This is a genomic window from Yersinia hibernica, from assembly GCF_004124235.1.
Classification (GTDB): Bacteria; Pseudomonadota; Gammaproteobacteria; order Enterobacterales; family Enterobacteriaceae; genus Yersinia; species Yersinia hibernica.
Window position 1 is genome coordinate 1,961,732 of sequence record NZ_CP032487.1, and the last position, 25,516, is coordinate 1,987,247.

Below are 25,516 nucleotides of genomic sequence, written 5' to 3' on the forward strand. Positions count from 1 at the left end.
GAGATGACCCAGGAACAGATACCGCAATCATTACCTAACGGTGAATTGGTACTTCGCACCCTTGCAATGCCCGCTGATACCAATGCCAACGGTGATATATTCGGCGGTTGGTTGATGTCACAAATGGATATTGGCGGTGCTATCCAGGCCAAAGAGATAGCCCAAGGCCGGGTGGTCACGGTGCGGGTTGATGGCATGACGTTCCTCAAGTCTGTGGCCGTTGGTGACGTAGTTTGCTGCTATGCGAGCTGTATTAAGTCCGGTCGCAGCTCTATTACCATCAATATTGAAGTATGGGTGAAAAAGGTCTCTTCCGAACCTATTGGTCAGCGCTATAAGGCCACTGAAGCGGTATTCACCTATGTCGCCGTTGATGACATTGGTAAAGCCCGCGCCTTACCTGAAAACAGTAGAAATTTTGCAGTTGGCGCGACGCAATAATTGCCGCAGTGATGATGTAAAAAGGGTCGCGATAAAAGCGACCCTTTTTTTATTGGGGACTGTTGAACTGAAACACCACGCCGGCCTTAATTCATTTCCGTCGTGCCACCAATCTTGAACACGATGGTTGTGACATAATTCTTGGCAGCCACGGCTTCAAAACGCCATTTGCGCATCACCTGCTTCACTTCACGCTCAAAGGTATTGCGCGGTGTCGCTTCCAAAATTCGCACATTGGTCACTCGACCATCATCGTCAATGTCATATTGTACTTTAACCTGCCCCTCAACCCCCAGCGCCAAGGCCCTGGCCGGATAAGTCGGTTTTGCCTTACTCAGTGCTTTTGGCCCACTCGATATTGACGCGCCCGGTACTGATACCTTAGGTGCTGATTTTACTGCGGCATTGGTTGAAACCAGGGCTGACTCATCGGATTTAAACGGCTTGTCATCTGGCGGTGCCACCGTCTTTTTAACATCCGGCTTCTTCACTTCCGGCTTTTTGACTTCTTTTTTCACCGGTTTTGGTTTCGGCTTAGGTTTCACCGGTTCAGGCAGCGGGACAGGCACCGGCTCTGGCAGCACTTCAGGTTCTGGCGGTGTCTCTTCCACAGCTTCTGGTTCCGGCGCAGCCTGCGGCTCCGCAGCTGCTGGCTGTGGTGCCGCAAAAGTATCTATATTCACCATGGTAACCGCCAGCGGTGCATCCTCTGGCTGTGTATTCATTTGCTCTACGGAGACGTATAGCAATGCGGCAATGACGCTGCCATGTAAGCCGACTGAAAATGCGAGCGGCCAAGTGAGCCGTCGACCGAAGAAAAATTTATTTAGCTGCATAATAATTCAGTGTCCTCTGATGCAGCTAAGTTTAAATGCAAATAGCAATCATATTCAATAAGCAACTGCAAACTATCTCAACGATAGGTCATAAACGATGCTTTAAACGGCAATATCCACCGAATAACACTTTCTGTTTACGCCTGGTTATCATTTTATTTCATTATCAATTAGCAGTGTATTCGCCGGCTAATCACGCGTCTTGCAATTTACGCACCTTATTGAATTTATCCAGCGAACATGCTGTTATAGAACACCGAATAGCAATCATTATATTGAAATATATACTCTAAATAATTCGCGTCGCAGAAAGGCGGCAGCGCAGTGCCCGCCATAATCCCACGCAAGTCAGTGGCTGAGGGGCAAACTAGCCAGCGCGCATCTAGCTTGCATTATGGTGGGTATGACCATTTTAAAGGTGAAACATGCTGTATGTAATCTTGGCAACCGATGTCCCTGATTCACTCGAAAAGCGCTTATCTGCGCGCCCTGCACATCTGGCACGCTTACAAGCATTACAAGACCAAGGCCGTTTATTAACCGCTGGCCCCAACCCGGCCATCGACAGTGCTGACCCCGGAGCTGCCGGATTCACCGGCTCTACCGTGATTGCGGAATTTAGCTCCCAACAAGAGGCCGAGGCGTGGGCACAACAAGACCCCTATGTTGCTGGCGGGGTCTATCAATCGGTCATAGTAAAACCCTTTAAACGCGTATTTTGAGTCACTGATTGTTGAGCTGCTGCCGGCTATCGCGGCAGCCGCGCCCATGGCTGCTGAGCTATTACATGTCTTTAATCATCTTTACTTATAATTACGAAGAATTAGTGTCTAATCAGTTATCGGTTATATATCGAGACGATGAGCCATTTTGTTAAATGCGGAGATGAAGACTATGCAGTGTCCAGTATGCAAAGATACCCAACTGGTTATGTCTGAACGTAAAAGCATTGAGATTGATTATTGCCCAAACTGCCGTGGTGTTTGGCTTGACCGTGGGGAACTGGATAAAATCATTGAGAAATCAACTGAAAGTGCGCCAGCTGCGGCCTCTTATTCAGCCCCGAGAAACAGTGACCGTGACCGCGAATACGATAGCCACGGATATGCAAAACCGAAGCACTACAAGAAAAAAAGTTTTCTGTCAGAGTTATTTGACTAACCCTACTGCGGCACTGTGCGGCAAAACACAACGATACGCCTGCCATCAGGCGTATCTTGATTTCATCGCCCGCCACCAAACCATCTAAGCTTTATAGTGTTTCAGCCAATGATCCTCACAGGCTTCTACCGCTTTATCCAGCATATGCGCCGGTGATTTTAGTATCATATGGTCTTTTCTGACCCAGACAGGGTAAGTATGTTTGCCGGCAGCAATGATTTGTTCAGAATAAATAGCAGCGTGATATATCAGCTCAGCCTCTTCACAATAAATCTCATATTTATACAGTGCGGTGCTGGTTTTCAAATCCCCGAAGAATACTGTTTTAGCTAATTTATATTGAGACATTCACTGTAGCCTTGCTGGAATAGGGGTTACATCATCCACTGAACAGCATCATATAACTGTGATATTCACAGCAAAAAAGCGTCTAAGCTGATGTCCTATCGGCAAAAATTGATTTGTCTCGCACGACAGTCTTGTGCCCATGAAAGATAATTATCGCCTATTAACATAGTCATACTGGAGAGGAAGTTGGCTCACCGCCGCCAATGCACAAGAGCTGAATAAGTAACCTTGCATGGCATCAACCCCACTGTCCGCAAGTCGGCTAAACTGCAAATGAGTTTCGACACCTTCAATCACAACATGCTGGCAATAATCACGCAATCGCATCACCAGGTTGTCAAACGTAGCGCTTCCCCCCCATTGCCAATAAAAATGTTTATCAATTTTTACGCACTCGAAGAAGCCGCTAGCTGCCGCAGCAATATGCGCATTACCGCTGCCAAAATCATCCAACCATAAGGAATATCGTTTAGCCAATTTGCTTAATAGTGCATTCTCCGCACCATCACTAAGATTGGGAAAACTCTCCATTATCTCCAACCGGATAAAAGGCATTGAGTTCAATAACGAGATGACATTATCGTCATTCAGCACCGCATGTGCCATGTCAAAGTCTATATTAATTGAGAGTATTATTTGGTGTTCAATAAACCAATTTTGCACGTTTTTTACTTCAGATAATTGAGAGTGCAACAATTTGATCTTCATCTGAGCATTAAGTTGATGTAAGAAGCGCTCAGTATAAATAGGCGATTTAAAAGAGGTTGTTGTGAACCGACTCAATAACTCTACTGCCAGTAACTTACCGTCACTTTTGTAAACAGGCTCACAGATAAAAGTGCAATCAACTGCAATGTTTAGTCTGCTATCCACAGTAAAATCCTTTTATTTGATTAAGGAAGCAGTATTGATCAATTGATAAAATTGATCAATTTTTTATTATTGATCACTAAAAACGATAAATAATAGTGACATGAAAAAATACAACAAACAACAACTCATTGATAGATAAGAAGGTATTAGAAAAGAATGATGATTGTCATGTTGACTATCGCATAATCATTTATTTCGCAGGGAATGGCCGCCTCGAACAATCCAACAGTAACACCCCTGAAACTGAACGATTAGAACGAAGCGACCTAATATATAGGGTAGCGTGATCTGATTCTGATGTGAAATAAACTGCAAAAAGGGTATTTTGCACCTTTTATTATTAATATAGACATCAGAATTATCGCATTTTGCCAATTTAGGATAGATGTGATTTTTGTGCGAGAAAAAGTAAAATTTTAAGTGGAAAATATCATTAGAAAATATCTAATTGACATCCCTGCTTTAGCAATATGCCGAACAACATTCGAGTCTGACAATCTTTTTAGTGCGGTAATTTAAAGTTAAAATTAATACTCAGTTTATCTTCGTGATAGCAAAAACAAAAACAGCCTCATAAAGAGACTGTTTTTATTCCTCTCACAGCAAACTACCATTCATAAGCTACGGTGAACAATAATGCCCTACGATGCTGATGCTCGTGGAGTTGTCGCACACAATAGATATGACGATAGCGCCGTGATTGACCTTCAAGCCAGCGACTTCTACGCCGCTGATTTTGCCGTAACATACGCCAACGGCCGACCTCATTCTTACTCCGTCTCATGAAGCTATTCTTCCCAAGCTGAGAACTGGACTATTATAAACTTTTCATCTCTTGAGCCAAGCCGCTACTAGGCAAAAGCGCACCTTTAGCCTGAAATTACCTGACCGGGGCGATGGTAAAAACAGAGAACGCCAACTATATATGTATATTCGTCTTTGCAAGTCCTTTAGCTTAAAAGACTTTATCCAGTAATATATCCGATTAAAGGTTTCGTCTTTGCCATACAGTGCGTACACTCTTTAGTGACCGTTTGTGAACAGGATTTCCGCCCTTATGACAACATTTTATACCGTAATCAGTTGGCTCTCCGTTTTTGGCTATTGGTTGCTTATTGCCGGGGTCACACTGCGAATTCTGATGAAACGCAGAGCCGTTCCTTCGGCCATGGCATGGCTACTTGTTATCTATATTTTGCCCTTGGTGGGTGTTATCGCGTATCTCTCTTTCGGCGAACTTCATTTAGGCAAACGTCGGGCTGAGCGAGCAAAAGCCATGTGGCCCTCCACCGCCCGCTGGCTCAGTGAATTGAAAGACTGCCAACATATTTTTGCCAATTCAAATAGCGAAGTGGCAACGCCATTATTCCAATTATGTGAGCGTCGCCAAGGCATTAGTGGCGTAAAAGGCAATCAATTACAGTTATTAACCACCACCGATGACACCCTGAAAGCATTAGTCCGTGATATTGAGTTAGCTCGCCATAATATCGAGATGGTGTTTTATATCTGGCAGCCGGGCGGGCTGGTTGACCAAGTGGCTGAATCGCTGATGGCCGCAGCACGGCGCGGGGTTCATTGCCGCTTAATGCTAGATTCGGCCGGTAGCCAGCAATTCTTCCGCACCCCCTATCCCGCCATGATGCGTAATGCCGGGATTGAAGTTGTCGAAGCGCTCAAAGTGAATGTTTTGCGGGTATTTTTCCGCCGCATGGATTTACGCCAACACCGCAAAGTCATATTGATTGATAACTATGTTGCCTACACCGGTAGCATGAATATGGTTGACCCACGTTTCTTCAAACAAGATGCCGGAGTCGGTCAATGGATTGATATGATGGCGCGCATGGAAGGCCCGGTGGCCACCACCATTGGCATCGTGTATGCCTGTGACTGGGAAATTGAGACTGGCAAGCGCATCCTGCCACCGCCGCCAGACAACCATATCATGCCGTTCGAAGAAGAAAGCGGCCATACAATCCAGGTTATCGCCTCTGGCCCTGGTTTCCCTGAAGAAATGATTCATCAGGCCTTATTAACTGCGGTATATTCCGCACGTCATCAGTTGGTCATGACCACCCCCTATTTAGTGCCGAGCGACGATCTGCTGCACGCCATTTGTACCGCTGCACAGCGCGGTGTTGATGTCAGCATCATCCTGCCGCGGGATAACGACTCAATGATGGTGCGCTGGGCCAGCCGTAGTTTCTTCTCCGAACTCCTTGATGCGGGTGTTAAAATCTACCAATTTGAAGGCGGTCTCTTGCACAGCAAGAGTGTGCTGGTTGATGGGCAATTAAGTTTAGTGGGCACAGTAAACCTGGATATGCGCAGTTTATGGTTGAATTTTGAAATCACATTGGTGATTGACGATGACGGTTTCGGTGCTGATTTAGCTCAAGTTCAAGATGACTATATTGCTCGCTCGGTACTACTAGATGGCGAACAGTGGAATAAGCGCCCACTTTGGCACCGCGTGACAGAGAGATTATTCTATTTTTTCAGCCCATTCCTGTAATCAATAGGAAACAGTCCATCATCCAATTGTAGATTCTCTGAGTTATCCGTTTTCAATAGTATATTAATTGTAAAAGTGCGAGAGAGAATGTTTTAATGAGCGCAATCTGCACATGATAAATGGGAATCTGCAAATGGATCAGAATGCACAAGAGCCAAGCTTAATGGACCTTAATAACCGTCTGACTGAAGATGAAACACTGGAACAGGCTTACGATATCTTTTTGGAACTGGCAGGTGATAACCTCGATCCAGCGGATATTTTATTGTTTAACCTTCAGTTTGAAGAACGTGGTGGTGCGGAGTTATTTGATCCCGCTGAAGATTGGCAAGAACATGTCGATTTTGATTTAAACCCGGACTTTTTCGCCGAGGTTGTTATTGGCCTGGCGGATAATGACGGTGAAGAAATCAACGATATATTTGCTCGTGTTCTGCTGTGCCGTGAAAAAGATCATAAACTTTGCCATATATTGTGGAAAGAGTAACCAAAAGCCGACTCACTGCTCAGGGATTGGCTATTTATCAAACTGACTTGCATTAAACTGATATTTATCGCTCATACAGCCCAGACCCTATCATAAAAAATCCCCGCTTATTCATTTGGCGGGGATTTTTATTAGGCTATTAATCTCTGAATAGTGGCATCACAACGGATCCACCTTCAAACAAGAGACCGCATGGCGGAAACTGCCCTCCAGTAATGGCCGGGTTTTGGCACACTCAGGCCCGGCGATTGGGCAGCGCGTGCGAAATACGCAACCTGATGGCGGGTTAATGGGTGACGGTAATTCGCCCTCCAACAGCTGAATAACTTTCGCCTTTTCTTTATCGGGATCAGGGATAGGAACGGCCGACATCAATGCTTTGGTGTAAGGGTGCTGAGGATTATGATAAACCTCATCATAGGTACCCAGCTCAACAGCATGACCGAGATACATCACCAATACTCGGTCAGAAATATGTTTTACCACCGCCAAATCATGCGCAATGAAAATCAGTGATAGCCCCATTTCACGTTGTAATTGCTGCAACAGATTTACCACCTGAGCCTGAATGGACACATCAAGCGCAGACACCGGCTCATCACAAATAACCAGTTTCGGTTCAAGGATCAACGCGCGAGCAATACCAATACGTTGGCACTGTCCCCCCGAGAATTCATGCGGATAACGGTTGATTAAGTTAGGCAGCAGGCCCACCTTGAGCATCATGGCTTTAACTTTATCTCTGATTTCCTGACGTGGCATTTTCGGATGATATGTCCGCAATGGCTCAGCAATGATTTCGCCGATGGTCATGCGCGGGTTTAATGATGCCAATGGGTCTTGGAAGATCATCTGAATATCACTGCGAGTCTCACGCCACTGCGCATCACTCATATGCAGTAAATCTTTACCTAGCCATGCCACACTGCCGCCGGTGGCTTTCACCAAACCAATAATGGCGCGGGCAAAGGTCGATTTACCACAACCGGACTCACCCACCACCCCCAAGGTTTCCCCCTCATACAGTCGTAGGGTGACGCCATCGACAGCTTTCAGCGTTTTGCTGGGTTGCCAAAACCACTGTTTACCATCCTGAATATCAAAATGAACTTTCAGGTCAGCCACTTCCAACAATACTTTTTTCTCTGTTATGGCATTCATACTAATTCCCCTACTGGCTTATAGCAGGCACGTAGACGGCCATCACCAAAATGCTCTAATGCCGGTGTGGTGGCGCAGCGCTCCATGGCATATTGGCAGCGCGGCTGGAACGGACAACCTTTTGGCAAGCGCAGTAAATTGGGTGGATTCCCCGGAATGGTCGTGAGAGAGTCGCCTTCAGCATCAAGACGAGGAACGGCATTCAGAAGACCAATAGAATAAGGGTGGCTTGGGTGATAAAAAACATCTCGCGCCTGGCCATATTCCATCGTTCGCCCTGCATACATCACCAAAACTTTATTACAAATACCGGCGACCACCCCTAGGTCATGAGTAATCATGATAATTGCGGTATTAAACTCATTCTTGAGTTCATTCAGCAATGTCATGATTTGGGCCTGAACGGTCACATCCAATGCGGTCGTAGGTTCATCAGCAATCAACAGTTTCGGCCGGCACAATAACGCCATGGCTATCATGACCCGCTGGCGCATGCCCCCTGAAAATTCATGAGGATACATGCGCATGCGCTTACGCGCTTCTGGCATTTTCACGGCATCAAGCATGCGAATTGATTCTTCAAATGCCTCACTCTTGCTCATCTTTTTATGCAGCTGCAGCACTTCCATTAGCTGCTCACCCACCCGCATATAAGGGTTAAGTGAAGTCATTGGGTCTTGGAAGATCATCGAGATCTCCTCAGCCCGCAAGCGGTTCAATTGCTTCTCGGGTAAGTTCAGAATTTCGCGGCCATTGAACTTTGCCGAGCCACCTATCCGGCCATTGCTGGCCAGCAGCCCCATCAAAGCGAATGCCGTTTGGGATTTTCCTGAGCCAGACTCGCCCACAATGCCGAGAGTTTCCCCGGCACGCAGGTCAAAATTAAGGGCATTAACAGCCGTCACATCGCCGTCTGGTGTGCCGAATGTCACGGTCAAGTCCTTGACATCCAACAGAACATTTTGCTGAACAGCAGACTGGTTATCAATCGTCGTCATCGCGCTACTCCTCAGCGGTCTTTCGGATCAAGGGCATCACGCAAGCCATCGCCGATAAAGTTGAAACAAAACAGGGTTACCACCAAGAAACTAGCAGGAAACATCAATAACCACGGAGAAACTTCCATTGAATTAGCGCCATCACTGAGTAACGCGCCCCAACTGCTTAACGGCTCTTGCGTCCCTAACCCTAAGAAACTCAGGAATGATTCAAACAAAATCATACTAGGCACCAATAAAGAGGCGTAGACCACGACCACACCCAATACATTTGGCACGATATGGCGCAAGACAATATTGCGGGTGGAAACACCGCCCACCAGCGCAGCTTCAATGAACTCTTTGCGTTTCAGACTCAGTGTTTGCCCGCGCACGATACGCGCCATATCCAACCAGGACACCATCCCGATGGCGACAAATATCAACAGAATATTCTGACCAAAAAAAGTCACCAACAAAATGACGAAAAACATGAAGGGGAATGAGTTGAGAATCTCCAGTAAACGCATCATCAGCGAGTCAACTTTCCCCCCCAAATAACCTGATAATGACCCGTATAACGTGCCGACGACCACTGCAACTAAAGCCGCAGCCACCCCTACCATCAATGAAATACGCCCACCAATCGCCACTCGGACCAACAAATCGCGCCCTGATGAGTCAGTACCAAAATAATGACCGGATTCAATATTGGGTGCCGCTGACATCATGCCCCAGTCAGTATCGGAATAAGAAAACTGAGCTAACATCGGGGCGAAAATAACAAATAAGGTAATAAACATCAGGATCACCAAACTGGTGATTGCCGCGCGGTTGTGAATAAAGCGTCGGCGCGCATCCTGCCAAAGACTGCGCCCTTCCACTTCCAGTTTTTCACTGAAAACTTCCAGAGCGGCGCTATTTTTCTTGCTCAACATAATTGGCGTGCTCCAGTGTTAGTAACGGATTTTCGGATCGATAACGGCATATAGCACATCAACAATCGCATTGAATAAAATGGTTAATGCGCCGACCAAAATGGTCAAACTCAAGACCAAAGAGTAATCGCGATTTAACGCTCCGTTGACAAACAACTGACCAATACCCGGCAAACCAAAAATAGTTTCAATCACCATTGAGCCGGTGATGATACCCACAAATGCAGGCCCCATATAAGATAAAACAGGTAATAACGCCGGTTTTAAAGCATGGCGTAATACAATAGTCCGCAGTGGTAAACCCTTAGCCCGAGCAGTTCGAATAAAGTTAGAATGGAGAACTTCAATCATTGAACCGCGGGTAATACGCGCGATACTGGCAATATAAGCCAATGACAGCGCCACCATGGGTAAAATAATATATTTCGGTGCGCCGCCGTTCCAACCGCCACCGGGTAACCACTTTAATATAATGGCAAAAACCAGCACTAACAGCGGAGCAACCACAAAACTCGGGATAACCACCCCGGTCATAGCAAACCCCATCACGGTATAATCCCATTTGGTATTTTGATTAAGCGCGGCAATAACACCAGCACTCACACCTAATACCACCGCCAGCAGAAATGCGGCGAGCCCCAATTTTGCTGAAACAGGAAACGAGGCGGCGACTAACTCATTGACGGTGTAATCTTTATATTTAAATGAAGGCCCAAGGTCACCCTGTGCCAATTGCCCCAAATAATTGAAATACTGTTTATAAACCGGGTCATTAAGGTGATATTTTGCCTCAATATTCGCCATCACTTCGGGTGGAAGATTGCGCTCACCGGTAAATGGGCTACCCGGGGCAAGACGCATCATAAAGAATGAAATGGTTATTAATATGAAAAGTGTCGGAATCGCTTCCAGACAGCGGCGTAGAATAAATTTTAACATTGCCTGTACCTTTAGCCTCTTACTGCGACTTTATATTTCAAAGCAATACGGGCAGCACACCCATTAAGTGGCTGCCCTGACTATATTAGTGTTTGATAATATAAAGATCTTTAACGTGCATATTATCCAGTGGATCTTTACCGGTGTAACCACCGACATAAGGCTTCACTAAACGAGCATTCACGTAATAGAACAACGGTACAATCGCAGAATCTTTATCTAGCAATACTTCAGCTTGCTGATATAAGCCAGCCCGCTCTTTCTCGGTTTTCACTTTCAATGTATCGGCTATCAGCTTGTCAAATGCCGGGCTCTTATAATGCACGGTGTTGTTGCTGCTGTCAGATAGCATCATATTCAGGAAAGAAGACGGCTCATTATAATCAGCACACCAACCCGCACGGGCAACATCGAAAGTCCCTTGATGACGGGTATCAAGGAAAGTTTTCCACTCCTGATTTTCCAACTTAACATCAACACCGAGGTTTTTCTTCCAGATAGAAGCCGCGGCAATAGCCAGTTTCTTATGCAGGTCAGAAGTGTTGTATAACAGGTTGAATGTCAGTGGCTTATCTTTGGTGTAACCAGCTTCAGCCAGCAACTTTTTAGCCACTTCATTGCGTTTTTCTTGGCTCCAACTGAACCACTCCGGCGGTGTTAATTCAGCACCACTGGTGTATGGCGGGGTGAAACCATAAGCGGCTAAATCGCCTTGGTTTTTCACTTTGTTCACAATAATATCGCGATCCATCCCCAGCTTCAGGGCTTCACGAACCCGAGCATCAGTAAACGGTGCTTTCTGGTTATTAATTTCGTAGTAATAAGTGCACAGATATGGGTCAACATGCACTTCTTCTGGGATCTCTTTCTTCAATTTCTGGAATAACTCAATCGGCATGTTGTTATATGTCATGTCGATTTCGCCACTGCGATAGCGGTTAACATCAGTCACTTCAGAAGAAATTGGCAGATAAGTTACTTGATTAATGACAGTTTTCGCATTGTCCCAATAAGTTGGGCTGCGCTCCAAGACAATACGTTCGTTAACGACCCAATCTTTTAATTTATAGGCACCGTTACCGACAAAGTTTTGTGGCTGAGTCCACTTATCACCAAACTTCTCGACGGTAGTTTTATTTACCGGAGACATAGAAGGATGTGCCAATAATTTATCTAAATAAGGCACGGGCTCACTGAGTGTAACTTCAAGAGTATGATCATCCAGGGCTTTCACACCCAAAGTATCGGGTGCTTTTTTGCCGGTGATAATATCATCAATATTAGCAATATGCGCATATTGCACATAGCTCGCATAAGGGGAAACTGTTTTAGGGTCAGCCAGACGCTGCCAACTATAAACAAAATCCTGAGCCGTTACAGGGTCACCATTTGACCATTTAGCATCTTTACGTAGATGGAAAGTCCAAACTTTAAAATCTTTATTATCCCAACTTTCTGCCACGCCAGGCAGGATCTTGCCGTTAGGATCGTTAATTACCAACCCCTCTAATAAGTCGCGTGAGATATTTGACTCGGGTACACCTTCAATTTTATGCGGGTCTAATGACTGAGGCTCTGAGCCATTATTGCGCACTAAAACTTGTTTTTCTGCCAGTTGCACACCTGCTGGTACATTAGCTGCAAACGTATTTCCCACAGCCATCATACCCAAGGCTGCCACAATACCCGCGGCCAGGAGACTTTTCTTCGTGATGTTGGTCATACTGATATCCACTCCAGTTTTTATTATTGCATCGCCCAATGACTGGGCAAGCTTCACCTTTAAAAGGCATTTATACATTACATTGTGCGGGGAACGAATCCGGCCATGTAATACCCTATATGTATTAGCATCTGACGAAATTCCGTACTGTGTTATACATCCCTATTACTCTGTTTTTCTAAACACGTTGTGGCGCTGTCTGTTGTTATTGCCAATTTCACTAATCACTACAATTTACGAATATACAGATTTTTCAAATCGACTAAATCTTGTGGATCTTTGCCGGTAAACCCTGCGACTGTTGGCCGAATAAGCCGAACACTGACGCGATAGTAAACTGGCACCATGGCGGAATCTTTATCCAATAAATTCTCCGCTTGCTGATATAAAACAGTGCGCGCTTTGGCATCTGGTGCCGCCAGAGTTTTGGCTAATAACGCATCAAACTCAGGATTCTTGTAGAAGAACGTATTATTGCTACTGTCTGACAACAACATATTAAGGAAGGCGGTCGGCTCATTATAATCACCACACCAAGTTGCTCTGGCAACATCAAATTGGCCCTGATGGCGGCTTTCTAATGATGTTTTCCACTCCTGATTCTGCAAAGTAACTGTAGCCCCCAGATTTTTTTGCCACATGGAAGCCGCAGCAATGGCCTGTTGTTTATTTTGATCCGAGGTGTTGTAGAGCAAATTAAATCGCAATGGGTTTTCGGCATTAAAGCCCGCTGCAGCAAGTAATTTCTTCGCCTCAGCATTGCGTTTTTCCTGCGGCCAACTGGCCCATTCAGGTAAAGCAAAATTACCGCCATCAGTAAATGTGGGGGTAAAACCATATGCAGGGATCTGCCCTTGCCCCATGATTTTTGTCGCAATAATATCCCGGTCTAGTGTCAGCTTAATTGCCGTTCTTACCCTTGCGTCGGTAAAAGGGGCCTTTTCATTATTAATTTCGTAATAAAAAGTGCAAAGATATGGGCTGACATGCACCTGCGCTGGCAGGTCTTTTTTCATTTTGGCGAATAGATTCGGGGGGATGGCACTATTGGTAATATCGATTTCACCGCTACGATAGCGATTAATATCACTGACCTCAGAACTGATCGGTAAAAATGTCGCCTTATTAATGACAGTATCTTTGTTATTCCAATAGGTCGGGCTGCGCTCGAGCACTATACGCTCGTTAACAACCCAGTCTTTTAGCCGATAAGCGCCACTGCCAATAAAATTCTGTGGGAGTGTCCATTTATCACCGTATTTCTCCACAACATCTCGCTTAACCGGTTTCATTGAGGTGTGTGACAGCATACTGATAAAATAAGGGACCGGTTCAGTCAGAATGACTTGCAAAGTTTTGGCATCTAATGCTTTTACGCCTAATTCATCCGGCTTTTTGACACCTTTTAATACTGAGTCGATATTCTCAATTTGCGCATATTGTAAATAACTGGCGTAAGGAGAACCGATTTTAGGGTTAGCTAAACGCTGCCAACTATAAACAAAGTCCTGTGCTGTCACCGGGGTGCCGTCACTCCACACCGCGTTATCACGCAAATGGAAAGTCCAGACTTTATAATTATCATTATCCCAATGGCTCGCAACAGCAGGAATGATGTGGCCATCTGCATCATTACTTACCAGCCCTTCTAATAAGTTCAGGATGATATTAGTTTCCGGATTTCCCTCAACCTTATGGGGGTCCAAAGAGGCAACTTCAGAGCCATTATTAATAGTAATACTTTGATCTATCGCTAATTCTACACTTGGAGGAACGACTGCCGCGATTGTTCCAAATGAAAATGACACGCCCAAAATAGTGCAAATTATTGCCAGTGGTCGTTGTTTAAACTTTATTTGCATTTCTAACCGCCCTTTTACGAGATTTGTGATGTTTTTCTCAAGGTTTTGCATCAATCTACTGCCAACAACGGCTAGCAATAACTATTCCAAAATAAAAATTACGGTTCAGTTTTGTTGAGCAAACAAGAAATCTCTCGTTACGGAGTTGGCCGGAAACTAACAGAACCGGAAATCTGACGCCAATAATTTTTACAGAAATGTTAAGCAATTCTCTTTTTCAATCAACCATTCATGCCCATAACGCACCGGATTATTTAGCACAATAAAACATAATGATATGAATTTATTGAATATATCTAACATCCATTTTAACTTCACATCAAAAAATATGTTTAAAAACAGTAGTAAGAAACATAAAGTTAACATTATTACCATTGTTAGAATAAACCCCTATACATCTCAGTGTAATCACTAATAACATCTAGATAAATTCCGCACAAGCCCTACAGAATGATGTGAGCATTTTAACAACAAATCGCGTATTTAATTTAAGCTGAAAGTGATCTGACCATTTATTAAAGTTGAACAAATAGGCCTTAAGCCAAATTATTTATTCAGAATCACTATTAATGCAACATTTGGGGGCAATAGATTAAAGTTCATGCATTATTTTCACCAAAATAATGCTTTGAGACTTAAATAGACAAGAAAAAGGCCACCGGTTATAAACGGGTGGCCTCTCTACAATGATGAATATCAAACTACGATGGCTCGTCTGGCTCTGTATTAAAGTAAGCCGGGGAAAATAGCCTTGATGCCAGTCACGATGAATTCAATACCCAATGCCATTAGCAATAAACCCATAATACGTGTAATAACGTTAATACCGGTTTGACCAAGTAATCGCACCAAGAGTGGGGCTGCGCGGAACAATAGCCAGCAACAGAACGCAAAAAGTGCCACGGCAACAGTTAACCCCAGTAAGTTCTGCCAACTGTGGTAACGAGAACTCCAAACAATGGTGGAACTGATGGCCCCCGGCCCCGCCATCAAGGGTAATGCCAGTGGCACGACACCAATACTTTCGCGTACCGCAGTTTCTGTTTTTTCCTGCTTATTCTGTTTGTCTTCACCTAATTTGCCACTGATCATCGACATGGCGATACTGACGACCAAGATCCCCCCCGCAATACGGAATGAATCAATAGAGATACCAAATATTTTCAGAATGGCATCGCCAAGGAACAGAGAAATCCATAAAATAATGGCCACCGACAGGTTAGCTGTTAGGTTGGTTTTATTCCGCCCCGCTGCCGCCTGATAACTGGTCATACTAATAAATACCGGCAAAATACCAACCGGGTTAACCAGTGCAAATAAGCCAACAAAAAACTTGATGTAACCTGAAAGGTCCAACAGTGATTGACTCACACATCACTCCGCGCAATTGCTGATAAATACATCACAGATATCGGTCATTATACCTAATGCCCCGAGACAACACAGCTTACGGCCAAAAATCAGAAAATTTGCCATGCAAATAATGATGTCACCGTGCGCCATCACTGCCTTTATAGTTCAAATCACGAACAACAGTGCTTTCCACTAAAAATCCCTCTTAAGGGGCCATAAGTAGACATGCGCGCTAATGTAATAGAATTAGTCCTAGGAATCCATGGAATAAACCCGCATTTATAGCGGGTAAATTTTCCCCGTTTAAAATAAGGATTATTGTTAATATTCTGTGCTGTTAATGATGATTTAACGTCATGAATTATCACTTTATTTGCGTTAATGATAATTACTCTCAAGTAATAATTGCTGAATGGTGTCAGCTTGACGATTTTGTGATTTGAATCACAAAAAATATACCTAAGAATAGTTAAGCTCAGAGCCATAGTAAGAGTTACTCGATAAGGAAATAGTGTTTGAGGGTTGAAAATAACACTGTCTCCCCCACTTTATTCCTAAGGATTCAAAAGCTCTTTCAGTAAATCAGCGGTAAGAAATGAGAAAGTATAATATAAAAACTATCTCTATTTGAGGGTACAGCATGCTAGAGCCTGTCTATACTAGTTGCTTCAACAGCTCATTTACTAAAAGAGTTTAACATTATCAGGAGAGCATTATGGCTGTAACGAATGTCGCTGAACTTAACGAGCTAGTAGCACGCGTCAAGAAAGCCCAGCGCGAGTATGCCAACTTCACTCAAGAGCAGGTTGATAAAATCTTCCGTGCCGCAGCTCTGGCTGCAGCAGATGCCCGTATTCCTCTGGCCAAATTGGCGGTAGAAGAATCAGGCATGGGTATTGTGGAAGATAAAGTGATTAAAAACCACTTTGCTTCTGAATACATTTACAATGCTTACAAAGATGAAAAAACTTGTGGCATTCTAGAAGAAGATAAAACCTTTGGTACTATCACTATCGCAGAACCTATCGGTTTGATTTGCGGTATTGTGCCAACCACCAACCCGACCTCGACCGCAATCTTCAAAGCATTGATTAGCCTGAAGACCCGCAACGGTATCGTGTTCTCTCCACATCCACGTGCTAAAGACGCAACTAATAAAGCCGCCGATATCGTGCTTCAAGCCGCTATCGCAGCAGGTGCGCCAGCCGATATTATTGGTTGGATTGATGCCCCGACAGTTGAGTTGTCGAATCAACTGATGCACCACCCTGATATTAACCTGATTCTGGCGACCGGTGGCCCAGGCATGGTTAAAGCGGCTTACAGTTCAGGTAAACCTGCTATCGGTGTGGGCGCGGGTAACACGCCAGTGGTTGTTGATGAAACTGCTGATATTAAACGTGTTGTTGCCTCTATCCTGATGTCAAAAACCTTCGATAACGGCGTTATTTGTGCGTCGGAACAATCTATCATTGTTGTTGACTCTGTTTATGATGCTGTCCGCGAGCGTTTCGCATCCCACGGCGGTTATCTGTTACAAGGTAAGGAACTGAAAGCGGTTCAGGATATCATCCTGAAAAATGGTGGCCTGAATGCGGCTATCGTGGGTCAGCCAGCCACTAAAATTGCTGAAATGGCCGGCATCAAAGTTCCTGCTAATACCAAAATTCTGATTGGCGAAGTTAAAGTTGTTGATGAGTCAGAGCCATTCGCTCACGAAAAACTGTCACCTACTCTGGCAATGTATCGTGCGAAAAGCTTCGAAGACGCCGTTGAAAAAGCAGAAAAACTGGTGGAAATGGGCGGTATTGGCCATACATCTTGCTTGTATACCGACCAAGATAATCAGCCAGCACGCATTAAGTATTTCGGCGATAAAATGAAAACCGCCCGAATCTTAATCAATACACCAGCCTCTCATGGTGGTATCGGCGACCTGTATAACTTCAAAGTAGCGCCATCTCTGACGCTGGGTTGCGGTTCTTGGGGGGGTAACTCCATCTCTGAAAACGTCGGTCCGAAACACTTGATCAACAAGAAAACTGTGGCTAAGCGAGCAGAAAACATGTTGTGGCATAAACTCCCGAAATCTATTTACTTCCGCCGCGGCTCTCTGCCTATCGCATTGGAAGAAGTGGCAACTGACGGTGCAAAACGTGCCTTCATCGTGACTGACCGCTACCTGTTCAACAACGGCTATGCAGATCAAATCACTAGCGTACTGAAATCTCACGGTATCGAAACCGAAGTGTTCTTCGAAGTAGAAGCTGACCCTACCCTGAGCATCGTGCGTAAAGGTGCAGAGCAGATGAACTCTTTCAAACCAGACGTGATTATCGCGCTGGGTGGTGGTTCACCGATGGATGCTGCGAAAATCATGTGGGTTATGTATGAACACCCTGAAACCCACTTCGAAGAACTGGCATTGCGCTTTATGGATATCCGTAAACGTATTTACAAGTTCCCGAAAATGGGTGTGAAAGCGAAAATGATCGCCGTAACAACCACATCAGGTACCGGTTCAGAAGTGACACCATTTGCGGTAGTTACCGACGATGCCACCGGCCAGAAATATCCATTGGCTGACTATGCATTGACTCCAGATATGGCAATCGTTGATGCCAACCTGGTTATGAATATGCCTAAGTCGCTGTGTGCTTTCGGTGGCTTGGACGCAGTAACCCATGCTATGGAAGCTTACGTTTCTGTATTGGCAAATGAATATTCTGATGGCCAGGCGCTGCAAGCACTGAAATTACTGAAGGAATTCTTACCAACAAGCTACAACGAAGGTGCTAAGAACCCAGTTGCACGTGAACGTGTTCACAACGCAGCCACCATCGCAGGTATTGCTTTTGCTAACGCCTTCTTGGGTGTCTGTCACTCAATGGCCCATAAACTGGGTTCTGAGTTCCACATCCCACACGGCTTGGCAAACGCCATGTTGATTTCTAACGTTATCCGCTATAACGCGAATGACAATCCAACTAAGCAGACTGCTTTCAGCCAGTATGACCGCCCACAAGCGCGTCGCCGTTACGCTGAAATTGCCGACCATCTGGGTCTGAGTGCACCGGGCGACCGCACAGCACAGAAAATCCAGAAATTGCTGGCTTGGTTAGATGAAATCAAAGCTGAGCTGGGCATCCCTGCTTCAATCCGTGAAGCTGGCGTTCAGGAAGCTGATTTCTTGGCAAAAGTAGACAAACTGTCTGAGGATGCATTTGATGACCAGTGTACCGGTGCTAACCCACGTTACCCACTGATCTCTGAGCTGAAACAGATTCTGATGGATACTTACTACGGCCGTGAATTCAGTGAAGAGCTTGACCAGGCAGAAGTTGCGGTAGCCGCTCCAGCCGCAAAAGCTGAAAAAAAAGCTAAAAAATAATCGCTATCTCAATGTGTAACTTTACTTCCGGTAAGGTTAACAACTGAAAAATATAACCCCTGACAACTGTTGGGGGTTTCTTTTTATTTATAGTCCCCCATCATAAAAACGTTCTTATCTGCACACCCGAATGGCGGTGCCCATTGCCGCTCAATGGCCGCATAGCGGCTATTTATAACCCCCCGCGCCAGTTACACTGCCCTGACTTAATAAACTCGCCATAACGCTCTAATGGCGATTAGCGCAACAATATTGGGGGGGAATAACGAATAAAATGAAGAAATCAGCTGACATCTGCACATTGATATTAAAGCAAGCACGACCATGGATAACTCCGTTGGGCACCTGGCAAAAATAGACCGTCAGCGGATGTTTATGATGCGCATAACGGCAATAAGTAGGGCCATATAGCGTTAATATGGTCAAAGGCAAACAACCTCACAGCCGGAATAAAGGTGCCCGTGAGGCGTTCTTCTACGGATAATGACGACCTAAGAAAGTTGTTCGAGGCAGGCTGCCTTAATGGCTTCTTTATAATGGCGTCGGCAAACAGAAACGTAGCTTTCATTCCCACCAATGACAACTTGTTCACCATCATGCACAGCTCGGCCCTGCGCATCTAGGCGCAGCACCATATTAGCTTTGCGCCCACAATGACAAATCGTCTTTAGCTCAACCAATTTATCTGCCCATGACAACAAGTATTTACTGCCGGGGAATAACTCGCCGAGGAAATCAGTACGCAGTCCGTAACACAGAACAGGAATATGCAATTCATCTACCACTTGGCACAATTCCTGAACCTGCTCTTTAGTCAAAAATTGGCACTCATCGAGTAAAATACAATGAACAGGCTTTTCCTGATGTTCGGCAGAGATAATAGATAATAATGATGTTCCGCTATTGTAAAGCAGAGCTTGTGAAGACAGACCAATACGCGAACTGACCGTGCCAACCCCAAAGCGATTATCAATCTCGGCGGTAAACACCAAAGTACGCATGCCTCGTTCTTGGTAGTTATAAGACGACTGCAAGAGCGCAGTAGATTTACCTGCATTCATTGCTGAGTAATAAAAATAAAGTTGAGCCATGGGCCCGTAACTCCAGTAGTATAATAAATGGTCATATTGACAACGTACCTGCAGTTTATCATAAATTCAGGCTTTTCGTGGGTCTGGTTACGCTCTGTATATTACTGTTTTCTATATTAAGTAATGATAATGCTAATGATATTGACAGAACTATCGTGTGAAATACCGCTCTATTATTAGGTACATTTTATGAGCCATTTCACAATATCGTCACCCTAAAACTATTCTGCTTGAACATTAACCAGGTTAGCGCGATATGAAAACCACCCTGTTTGATATGGGGGCCGCACGATTAGTCCATTAATGATAGGGATAATGTGTTCTCATGATTAATTGGTAAAATAGTGATAACAAATATTGTCATGACCGGACAAAGACCCGGCAGTATGCATTTTTCTTACTCAATATTTCGTGGTAGCTATATCAATATCATCAGGTGCTCGTGTGATCAGTTATTGAACATCCCAGCATGAGAAGTAACGTATTTTTGTTTTATTGATATAAAGCAAACTTATAACTTAGTGAGAGAATCATGTTAGCGAGTAGGATCATTTACCGAGTGAAACGGAAATTTACGTTAAAAACGGCTCAGATAATAACAAGAGCCCATCGTTTATTAGTAGCAAGCAGCAACTTTCGCTAATAAAATACGTAAATTCGAGTAAGCTAATCAAATTGGCTATTGCAGAAATTAAAATAGCACTCTATTATTATCCAGACGCCCCCCCACCAATTATAATTTGAGACCAGGACAATGAGCGAAGCGTTAAAGATTCTTAACAACATCCGTACTCTGCGTGCACAAGCTCGTGAATGCACTCTTGAAACATTAGAAGAAATGCTTGAGAAACTTGAAGTGGTCGTTAACGAACGCCGCGAAGAAGAATCTCAGGCACGAGCAGAAACTGAAGAACGCACACGTAAATTACAGCAATACCGTGAAATGCTTATTGCCGACGGCATTGATCCCAATGAGCTGTTGAATACTATTGCTGCTGCTAAAGCTGCTACTGGTAAATCAAAACGTGCTGCGCGCCCTGCTAAATATCAGTATACAGACGAAAATGGCGATGTTAAAACCTGGACAGGCCAAGGCCGTACTCCAGCAGTTATCAAGAAAGCCATTGAAGAACAGGGTAAATCACTGGATGATTTCCTGCTGTAATCGTAATAGCTTATTTAGTATTGTGATAAAAGTGCCCTCCTATTATACGGGGGGTATTTTTTTGTCTTGTTTTTAAGAGCTAAAGTTTGTACTACCTCCCGAAAAATTATCTGCCCCCACCGCTCATATCCTCTCGATAAGTAACAGCTAATCTAAACATATCATTTTCAATAAATAACACCTGGTTATCACTCTCATGGAAGTCGATAAGAATACTCTGCTAATTTATAACAATACAATAATCAATATAACACCCCAATCGGCACCCTCTTTTTGTGATATAAGATAACGTTAGCGATAAATCACTGTGACAGAATCTTGAGTGGTTTAGTGTTGGCTACAAAAAATGAATTCAACTTCATAACCAACACATAAAACTCTCTTTGTCACTTATTACGCCCGATTAATCGAAGCGCCACGACCAACTCCGTAATAAGTGAAGCCTCGAGTATTGAGTCGTTCTGGATCGTACAAATTACGCCCATCAAAAATAACCGGATGCTTGAGACGTGACTTTATCATATCAAAATCAGGTGCTCTGAAATTCTGCCACTCGGTGCAAATAATCAAAGCATCAGCACCTTGTAATGCCGCCTCCTTTGTCCCCATTAATCTTAAATCATCCCTTGCGCCATAAATTCTCTGCGCCTCATCCATTGCCTCTGGATCATAGGCTTGAATAACCGCCCCTGCTTCCCACAGTGCTTCCATTAAAATACGACTTGGAGCTTCTCGCATATCATCAGTATTGGGTTTAAATGCCAAGCCCCAGAGAGCTAATGTTTTCCCTGCGAGTTGTGAATCAAAATGATGCTGAATAAATTCGACCAACTTAAACTTCTGCTCATTATTGATTTGCTCAACAGCCTGTAACAGATGCGGCTGATAGCCACAACTTTCTGCGGTACGAATTAACGCCTGAATGTCTTTGGGGAAGCAAGACCCACCGTAACCACAGCCAGAATAAATAAAATGGTAGCCAATGCGCGAATCTGAACCAATACCTTGGCGCACTTTCTCAATATCTGCCCCAAGACGTTCAGCAATATTAGCAATCTCATTCATAAAGCTGATTTTTGTTGCTAACATGCCATTCGCTGCATATTTCGTCAGTTCAGCGCTGCGAACATCCATAATTAGCATCCGATCATGATTTCGATTAAAGGGTTCATAAAGTTCACTGATTAAATCTATAACACCGTTATCATTGCTATCAATACCAATAACAATTCGTTCCGGCCGTTTACAGTCAGCAACTGCCGCGCCTTCTTTTAGAAACTCTGGATTTGACACCACATTGAATGCTATTTGCTGGCCGCGTTGTTGCAGAATAGTTTGTATCCTTTGCTTCACTTTATCCGCAGTCCCTACCGGCACGGTAGATTTATCAATAATGACTTTCGGTGTATCCATATATTTAGCAATGGTACTGGCAACTTCAAGAACATATTTTAGATCTGCGGCACCATCTTCATCAGGCGGCGTGCCCACGGCAATAAATTGAATCGTGCCATGTGCGACACCCGCTTGTGCATCGGTAGAGAATTGGAGACGCCCTTCCTCATAATTTTCTTTTACCAGCGGCGCTAATCCGGGTTCGAAAATAGCAATACGACCTTTTTGTAGATCTGCAACTTTGTTCTCATCGATATCGATACACATCACATCATGGCCGACTTCCGCCAACACTGCAGCCTGGACTAACCCTACATAGCCAATGCCAAAAACCGTAACCTTCATTCAATCAATCCTCGTGTAAAACTCAATAAGGTGCCTACTGCTGACCATTATCAGGAACTAACCTTAATTTAGCCTGAGGCGACTCACCTTATTGCCTGCGAATAATAAAGCAGATGTAAAATTCTAGATATGAGTAAGGCGTCAGTATATCAACCGAAAATTCTCACATCTCGGCAATACACATCGATTGAAACAAATTAGGCTTATTTCAAAGATTCGTTATAGAAGTATTTATATTAGAATAGATATTGCAGAAGACAAATGTGGCAAGGCGTAAATTTATTAGGCCGCTTATGTAATCATCAACTCACAGAATCACCCCCTCATCGGCGGAAAGCATCAATCGTAAACGGCTCCCTCCCCCCCAAATCTGACATTGCCATGCATCACAGCGCTGGCTAATTTGATTTAAATGAGTGGTTTTTAATGTGCCTAAAGGTACCCCATTACTGAGTTGAATCTGATTTTTACCTGCATTGACATTGGCATGTAAGCCTGCGGAAACCAGTATTAAATTCTGCAGTTCCACATGGTAATAACCCACAAGTAGAGGAAACTGCCCCTCTAGGTGAGTACGTCTTAAGAGTTGATTAACCTGTTCAAGTAATGATGACATCTGTGGCAAACGATGTTGTTGATGCGCCAAATGCTCTTGCAAGATTCCGTTAAATAGCACTCTTAACAGTAGTGCCGCCAAAACACCGTTATCTCCCGCCCGTGTTACATCCAGACAATAAAAAGCTAAATCTTTATCTGATAATGCAGCAATATCCAGAACTAACCCAGGTTTCTCCACCATTGTTAACTGGCGATAATTTATACGGCAATGGGCAATGGTTTGCTGTGCGGGGGGTTGCAGCTGTTTTAATAGCTGAGCGGCATCATAAGGGTTCTGACGCAGTGCCTCCCAATCTTGAATAAGTTCATTTTCTTCAATTGCATGGGAGGTAAACAATGCAGGATAAAGGCAAGCTAACACAGCTTCACGCAAGCGATTTAAGTCAACAATCGGCTTGAGCAATACGTCTTTTACCCCCAGACGCAAGACTTTAGCAATATCTGCCATTTTATCGGTGGCTGAAATAACCAGAACTGGAATTTTCACCCCTTGAATAAGTAAACACTCTACAAACTCTATTCCGCCCATCACTGGCATAGCCAAATCACACAGTATCAGGTCAGGAACCTGAATTTTTAGCTGTTCTAGAGCCTCCAGTCCATTTTCTGCCTGGTAAACTGTGGCACCGAGTGAAGCTAAGAATCCCGCGCTAACTGCACGAAAGACGGCTTCATCCTCGACGACTAAAATATTTTTACCTGCTAGTGGTTTTTCCATGCACTGCTTCTCTTACTAACCTTAACTGTAATAGTGGCTCAAAATGATTGTTTGTGCTTGTCAGAAATTGTTATGTACTGTTTAACAAACAGTTACTGGCGCTATTTGCGCCCCGCCAGATGGCGTAGTTGTTCCGCACACTTCTCCACAGCCAATTGTCCTGCTGCAATGGCCTCATCAGCACGATGAAAATCCAACATTGATATTTGTGGGCAATAAGGCTGAATGAGGATATCAGGAGGATCACCGGCCATCCGATTGCGTTTTAAGCGATTTTCTAGCACTTGTATTGAGGTAGACATGATTTCCATCGCGCTAGGGGCATTTTTGGTGGCGCTGGATGATAACTCCGCTATCCGCACCTTCAAACGCCGATGCCAACTATCAGATAGATCCGTAAGCTTGGCTTCAAGAGGTGGTTGAGAAGAAAATACATCTTGTTGAATGAGATGCGCATCATGTTGCAAATCAACCGCGATAACAATATCAGCGCCCATGGCTCTGGCCAAAGAGACAGGAACCGGATTAACAACAGCCCCATCAACCAGCCAATAGCCCCCAAACCAAACAGGTGAGAATAACCCAGGCATACTGCATGAAGCCCGAATAGCGTGCTTGATATCCCCCTCTGTAAACCATAACTCCCTCCCGGTGGTTAAATTTGTCACCACCGCACCGAAAGGCAATACACACTCATCAATGTCTTTTACTTCAATGAGTTCGTTGACAGCATTAAATACGCGCTCGCCACGCAACAACCCTCCCCGCCGCCACGAAACATCCATCAATCGGATGACATCCCAGTATTTAAACGATCTTACCCAGCGCTCCATGGCGTCCAAGTGGTCACTTGCATAAGCAGCACCGACTAAGGATCCCACGGAACATCCGGCAACGACATCAACCTTTATACCCATTTTTTTTAGCGTGTTAATGACACCGATATGCGCCCATCCTTTTGCCGCCCCAGCGCCCAGTGCCAGTCCAACTTTACTGTTTCTCATTGTGTTTCATCCATTTCTGATCTGTTCGGCACTTTCCATCATCAACAAAAACCAAATACAGGTTACATCTCACACTGACAGTCAATTTGCCTGGCCTCAGTAGGCGGCGGCTAAAAAGTAAAAGTTATATTTATCACTTTGCAGCCTGACTGATAAAACTATAGTGAATATT

22 protein-coding genes are annotated in these 25,516 nt (G+C 44.4%); 7 read left to right on the plus strand and 15 right to left on the minus strand.

Annotated elements, in window-relative coordinates:
- Positions 1 to 3 precede the first annotated feature (3 nt).
- Positions 4 to 441 (plus strand): acyl-CoA thioester hydrolase YciA, encoded by a 438-nt coding sequence (gene yciA, locus D5F51_RS09195; RefSeq protein ID WP_025378154.1) that lies wholly within the window; start codon positions 4 to 6, stop codon positions 439 to 441.
- Positions 442 to 527: 86 nt separating this feature from the next.
- Here the strand turns inward: yciA and tonB are convergent, their stop codons facing one another.
- Positions 528 to 1,277 carry a TonB system transport protein TonB gene (tonB, locus tag D5F51_RS09200; RefSeq protein ID WP_129196305.1) on the minus strand — a complete coding sequence of 250 codons (750 nt, stop codon included), beginning with the start codon at positions 1,275 to 1,277 and terminating at the stop codon, positions 528 to 530.
- A 425-nt stretch (positions 1,278 to 1,702) separates the two neighbouring features.
- Here tonB and D5F51_RS09205 point away from each other — a divergent pair, with 425 nt between their 5' ends.
- Together D5F51_RS09205 and D5F51_RS09210 are read left to right on the plus strand one after the other, a co-directional pair.
- On the plus strand, positions 1,703 to 1,999 hold the full coding sequence (locus tag D5F51_RS09205) for a YciI family protein (protein WP_129196307.1): 297 nt from the start codon (positions 1,703 to 1,705) through the stop codon (positions 1,997 to 1,999).
- Between the two features lie 172 nt (positions 2,000 to 2,171).
- Positions 2,172 to 2,438: a TFIIB-type zinc ribbon-containing protein gene (locus D5F51_RS09210; protein WP_129196309.1), complete on the plus strand. Its 267-nt coding sequence runs from the start codon at positions 2,172 to 2,174 to the stop codon at positions 2,436 to 2,438.
- 84 nt (positions 2,439 to 2,522) lie between these two features.
- Here D5F51_RS09210 and D5F51_RS09215 read toward each other — a convergent pair whose 3' ends face one another.
- From D5F51_RS09215 to D5F51_RS09225, 3 genes are all read right to left on the minus strand, one after another.
- Complete coding sequence (locus D5F51_RS09215) at positions 2,523 to 2,786, minus strand: hypothetical protein (protein WP_129196311.1); 264 nt, start codon at positions 2,784 to 2,786, stop codon at positions 2,523 to 2,525.
- Positions 2,787 to 2,936: 150 nt separating this feature from the next.
- Positions 2,937 to 3,659 carry an EAL domain-containing protein gene (locus tag D5F51_RS09220; protein WP_129196313.1) on the minus strand — a complete coding sequence of 241 codons (723 nt, stop codon included), beginning with the start codon at positions 3,657 to 3,659 and terminating at the stop codon, positions 2,937 to 2,939.
- 607 nt (positions 3,660 to 4,266) lie between these two features.
- On the minus strand, positions 4,267 to 4,443 hold the full coding sequence (locus D5F51_RS09225) for a YciY family protein (RefSeq protein ID WP_087768209.1): 177 nt from the start codon (positions 4,441 to 4,443) through the stop codon (positions 4,267 to 4,269).
- 273 nt (positions 4,444 to 4,716) lie between these two features.
- Between D5F51_RS09225 and cls the strand changes: the two genes are divergently transcribed.
- Positions 4,717 to 6,177 carry a cardiolipin synthase gene (gene cls / locus D5F51_RS09230; RefSeq protein ID WP_025378149.1) on the plus strand — a complete coding sequence of 487 codons (1,461 nt, stop codon included), beginning with the start codon at positions 4,717 to 4,719 and terminating at the stop codon, positions 6,175 to 6,177.
- A 163-nt stretch (positions 6,178 to 6,340) separates the two neighbouring features.
- Positions 6,341 to 6,664, plus strand: coding sequence for an HI1450 family dsDNA-mimic protein (locus D5F51_RS09235; RefSeq protein ID WP_025378148.1), 324 nt, complete (start codon positions 6,341 to 6,343; stop codon positions 6,662 to 6,664).
- A gap of 159 nt (positions 6,665 to 6,823) precedes the next feature.
- Here D5F51_RS09235 and oppF read toward each other — a convergent pair whose 3' ends face one another.
- From oppF to D5F51_RS09270, 7 genes are all read right to left on the minus strand, one after another.
- The gene (gene oppF / locus D5F51_RS09240; RefSeq protein WP_129196315.1) at positions 6,824 to 7,825 is read right to left on the minus strand and encodes a murein tripeptide/oligopeptide ABC transporter ATP binding protein OppF; all 1,002 of its coding nucleotides are present in this window, start codon (positions 7,823 to 7,825) and stop codon (positions 6,824 to 6,826) included.
- Positions 7,822 to 8,823 (minus strand): ABC transporter ATP-binding protein, encoded by a 1,002-nt coding sequence (oppD, locus tag D5F51_RS09245; protein ID WP_025378146.1) that lies wholly within the window; start codon positions 8,821 to 8,823, stop codon positions 7,822 to 7,824. The genes oppF and oppD overlap by 4 nt, the downstream gene beginning before the upstream one ends.
- A gap of 11 nt (positions 8,824 to 8,834) precedes the next feature.
- The gene (oppC, locus tag D5F51_RS09250; protein WP_162301837.1) at positions 8,835 to 9,743 is read right to left on the minus strand and encodes an oligopeptide ABC transporter permease OppC; all 909 of its coding nucleotides are present in this window, start codon (positions 9,741 to 9,743) and stop codon (positions 8,835 to 8,837) included.
- Between the two features lie 15 nt (positions 9,744 to 9,758).
- Positions 9,759 to 10,679: an oligopeptide ABC transporter permease OppB gene (gene oppB, locus D5F51_RS09255; RefSeq protein ID WP_025378145.1), complete on the minus strand. Its 921-nt coding sequence runs from the start codon at positions 10,677 to 10,679 to the stop codon at positions 9,759 to 9,761.
- An 85-nt stretch (positions 10,680 to 10,764) separates the two neighbouring features.
- Positions 10,765 to 12,402 (minus strand): oligopeptide ABC transporter substrate-binding protein OppA, encoded by a 1,638-nt coding sequence (gene oppA / locus D5F51_RS09260; RefSeq protein WP_129196317.1) that lies wholly within the window; start codon positions 12,400 to 12,402, stop codon positions 10,765 to 10,767.
- A gap of 227 nt (positions 12,403 to 12,629) precedes the next feature.
- Entirely contained in the window at positions 12,630 to 14,264 is a 1,635-nt protein-coding gene (locus D5F51_RS09265; protein ID WP_129196319.1) for an ABC transporter substrate-binding protein, read from the minus strand.
- A gap of 726 nt (positions 14,265 to 14,990) precedes the next feature.
- Positions 14,991 to 15,635 carry a YchE family NAAT transporter gene (locus D5F51_RS09270; protein WP_025378143.1) on the minus strand — a complete coding sequence of 215 codons (645 nt, stop codon included), beginning with the start codon at positions 15,633 to 15,635 and terminating at the stop codon, positions 14,991 to 14,993.
- Positions 15,636 to 16,332: 697 nt separating this feature from the next.
- On the opposite strand from D5F51_RS09270, the gene adhE reads away from it, so the two are divergent.
- Positions 16,333 to 19,008: a bifunctional acetaldehyde-CoA/alcohol dehydrogenase gene (gene adhE, locus D5F51_RS09280; RefSeq protein ID WP_129196321.1), complete on the plus strand. Its 2,676-nt coding sequence runs from the start codon at positions 16,333 to 16,335 to the stop codon at positions 19,006 to 19,008.
- Between the two features lie 491 nt (positions 19,009 to 19,499).
- Here the strand turns inward: adhE and D5F51_RS09285 are convergent, their stop codons facing one another.
- Entirely contained in the window at positions 19,500 to 20,099 is a 600-nt protein-coding gene (locus tag D5F51_RS09285) for a thymidine kinase (protein WP_025378141.1), read from the minus strand.
- Positions 20,100 to 20,853: 754 nt separating this feature from the next.
- On the opposite strand from D5F51_RS09285, the gene hns reads away from it, so the two are divergent.
- Positions 20,854 to 21,264, plus strand: coding sequence for a histone-like nucleoid-structuring protein H-NS (hns, locus tag D5F51_RS09295; RefSeq protein ID WP_025378140.1), 411 nt, complete (start codon positions 20,854 to 20,856; stop codon positions 21,262 to 21,264).
- A 393-nt stretch (positions 21,265 to 21,657) separates the two neighbouring features.
- On the opposite strand, the gene D5F51_RS09300 is transcribed toward hns, so the two are convergent.
- The 3 genes from D5F51_RS09300 to rssA all read right to left on the minus strand — a co-directional run bounded on the left by D5F51_RS09300 (position 21,658) and on the right by rssA (position 25,344).
- Positions 21,658 to 23,004, minus strand: coding sequence for a UDP-glucose dehydrogenase family protein (locus D5F51_RS09300; RefSeq protein ID WP_129196323.1), 1,347 nt, complete (start codon positions 23,002 to 23,004; stop codon positions 21,658 to 21,660).
- Between the two features lie 307 nt (positions 23,005 to 23,311).
- Entirely contained in the window at positions 23,312 to 24,340 is a 1,029-nt protein-coding gene (gene rssB, locus D5F51_RS09305; RefSeq protein WP_129196325.1) for a two-component system response regulator RssB, read from the minus strand.
- 101 nt (positions 24,341 to 24,441) lie between these two features.
- Positions 24,442 to 25,344 (minus strand): patatin-like phospholipase RssA, encoded by a 903-nt coding sequence (gene rssA, locus D5F51_RS09310; RefSeq protein ID WP_087768206.1) that lies wholly within the window; start codon positions 25,342 to 25,344, stop codon positions 24,442 to 24,444.
- Positions 25,345 to 25,516 lie beyond the last annotated feature (172 nt).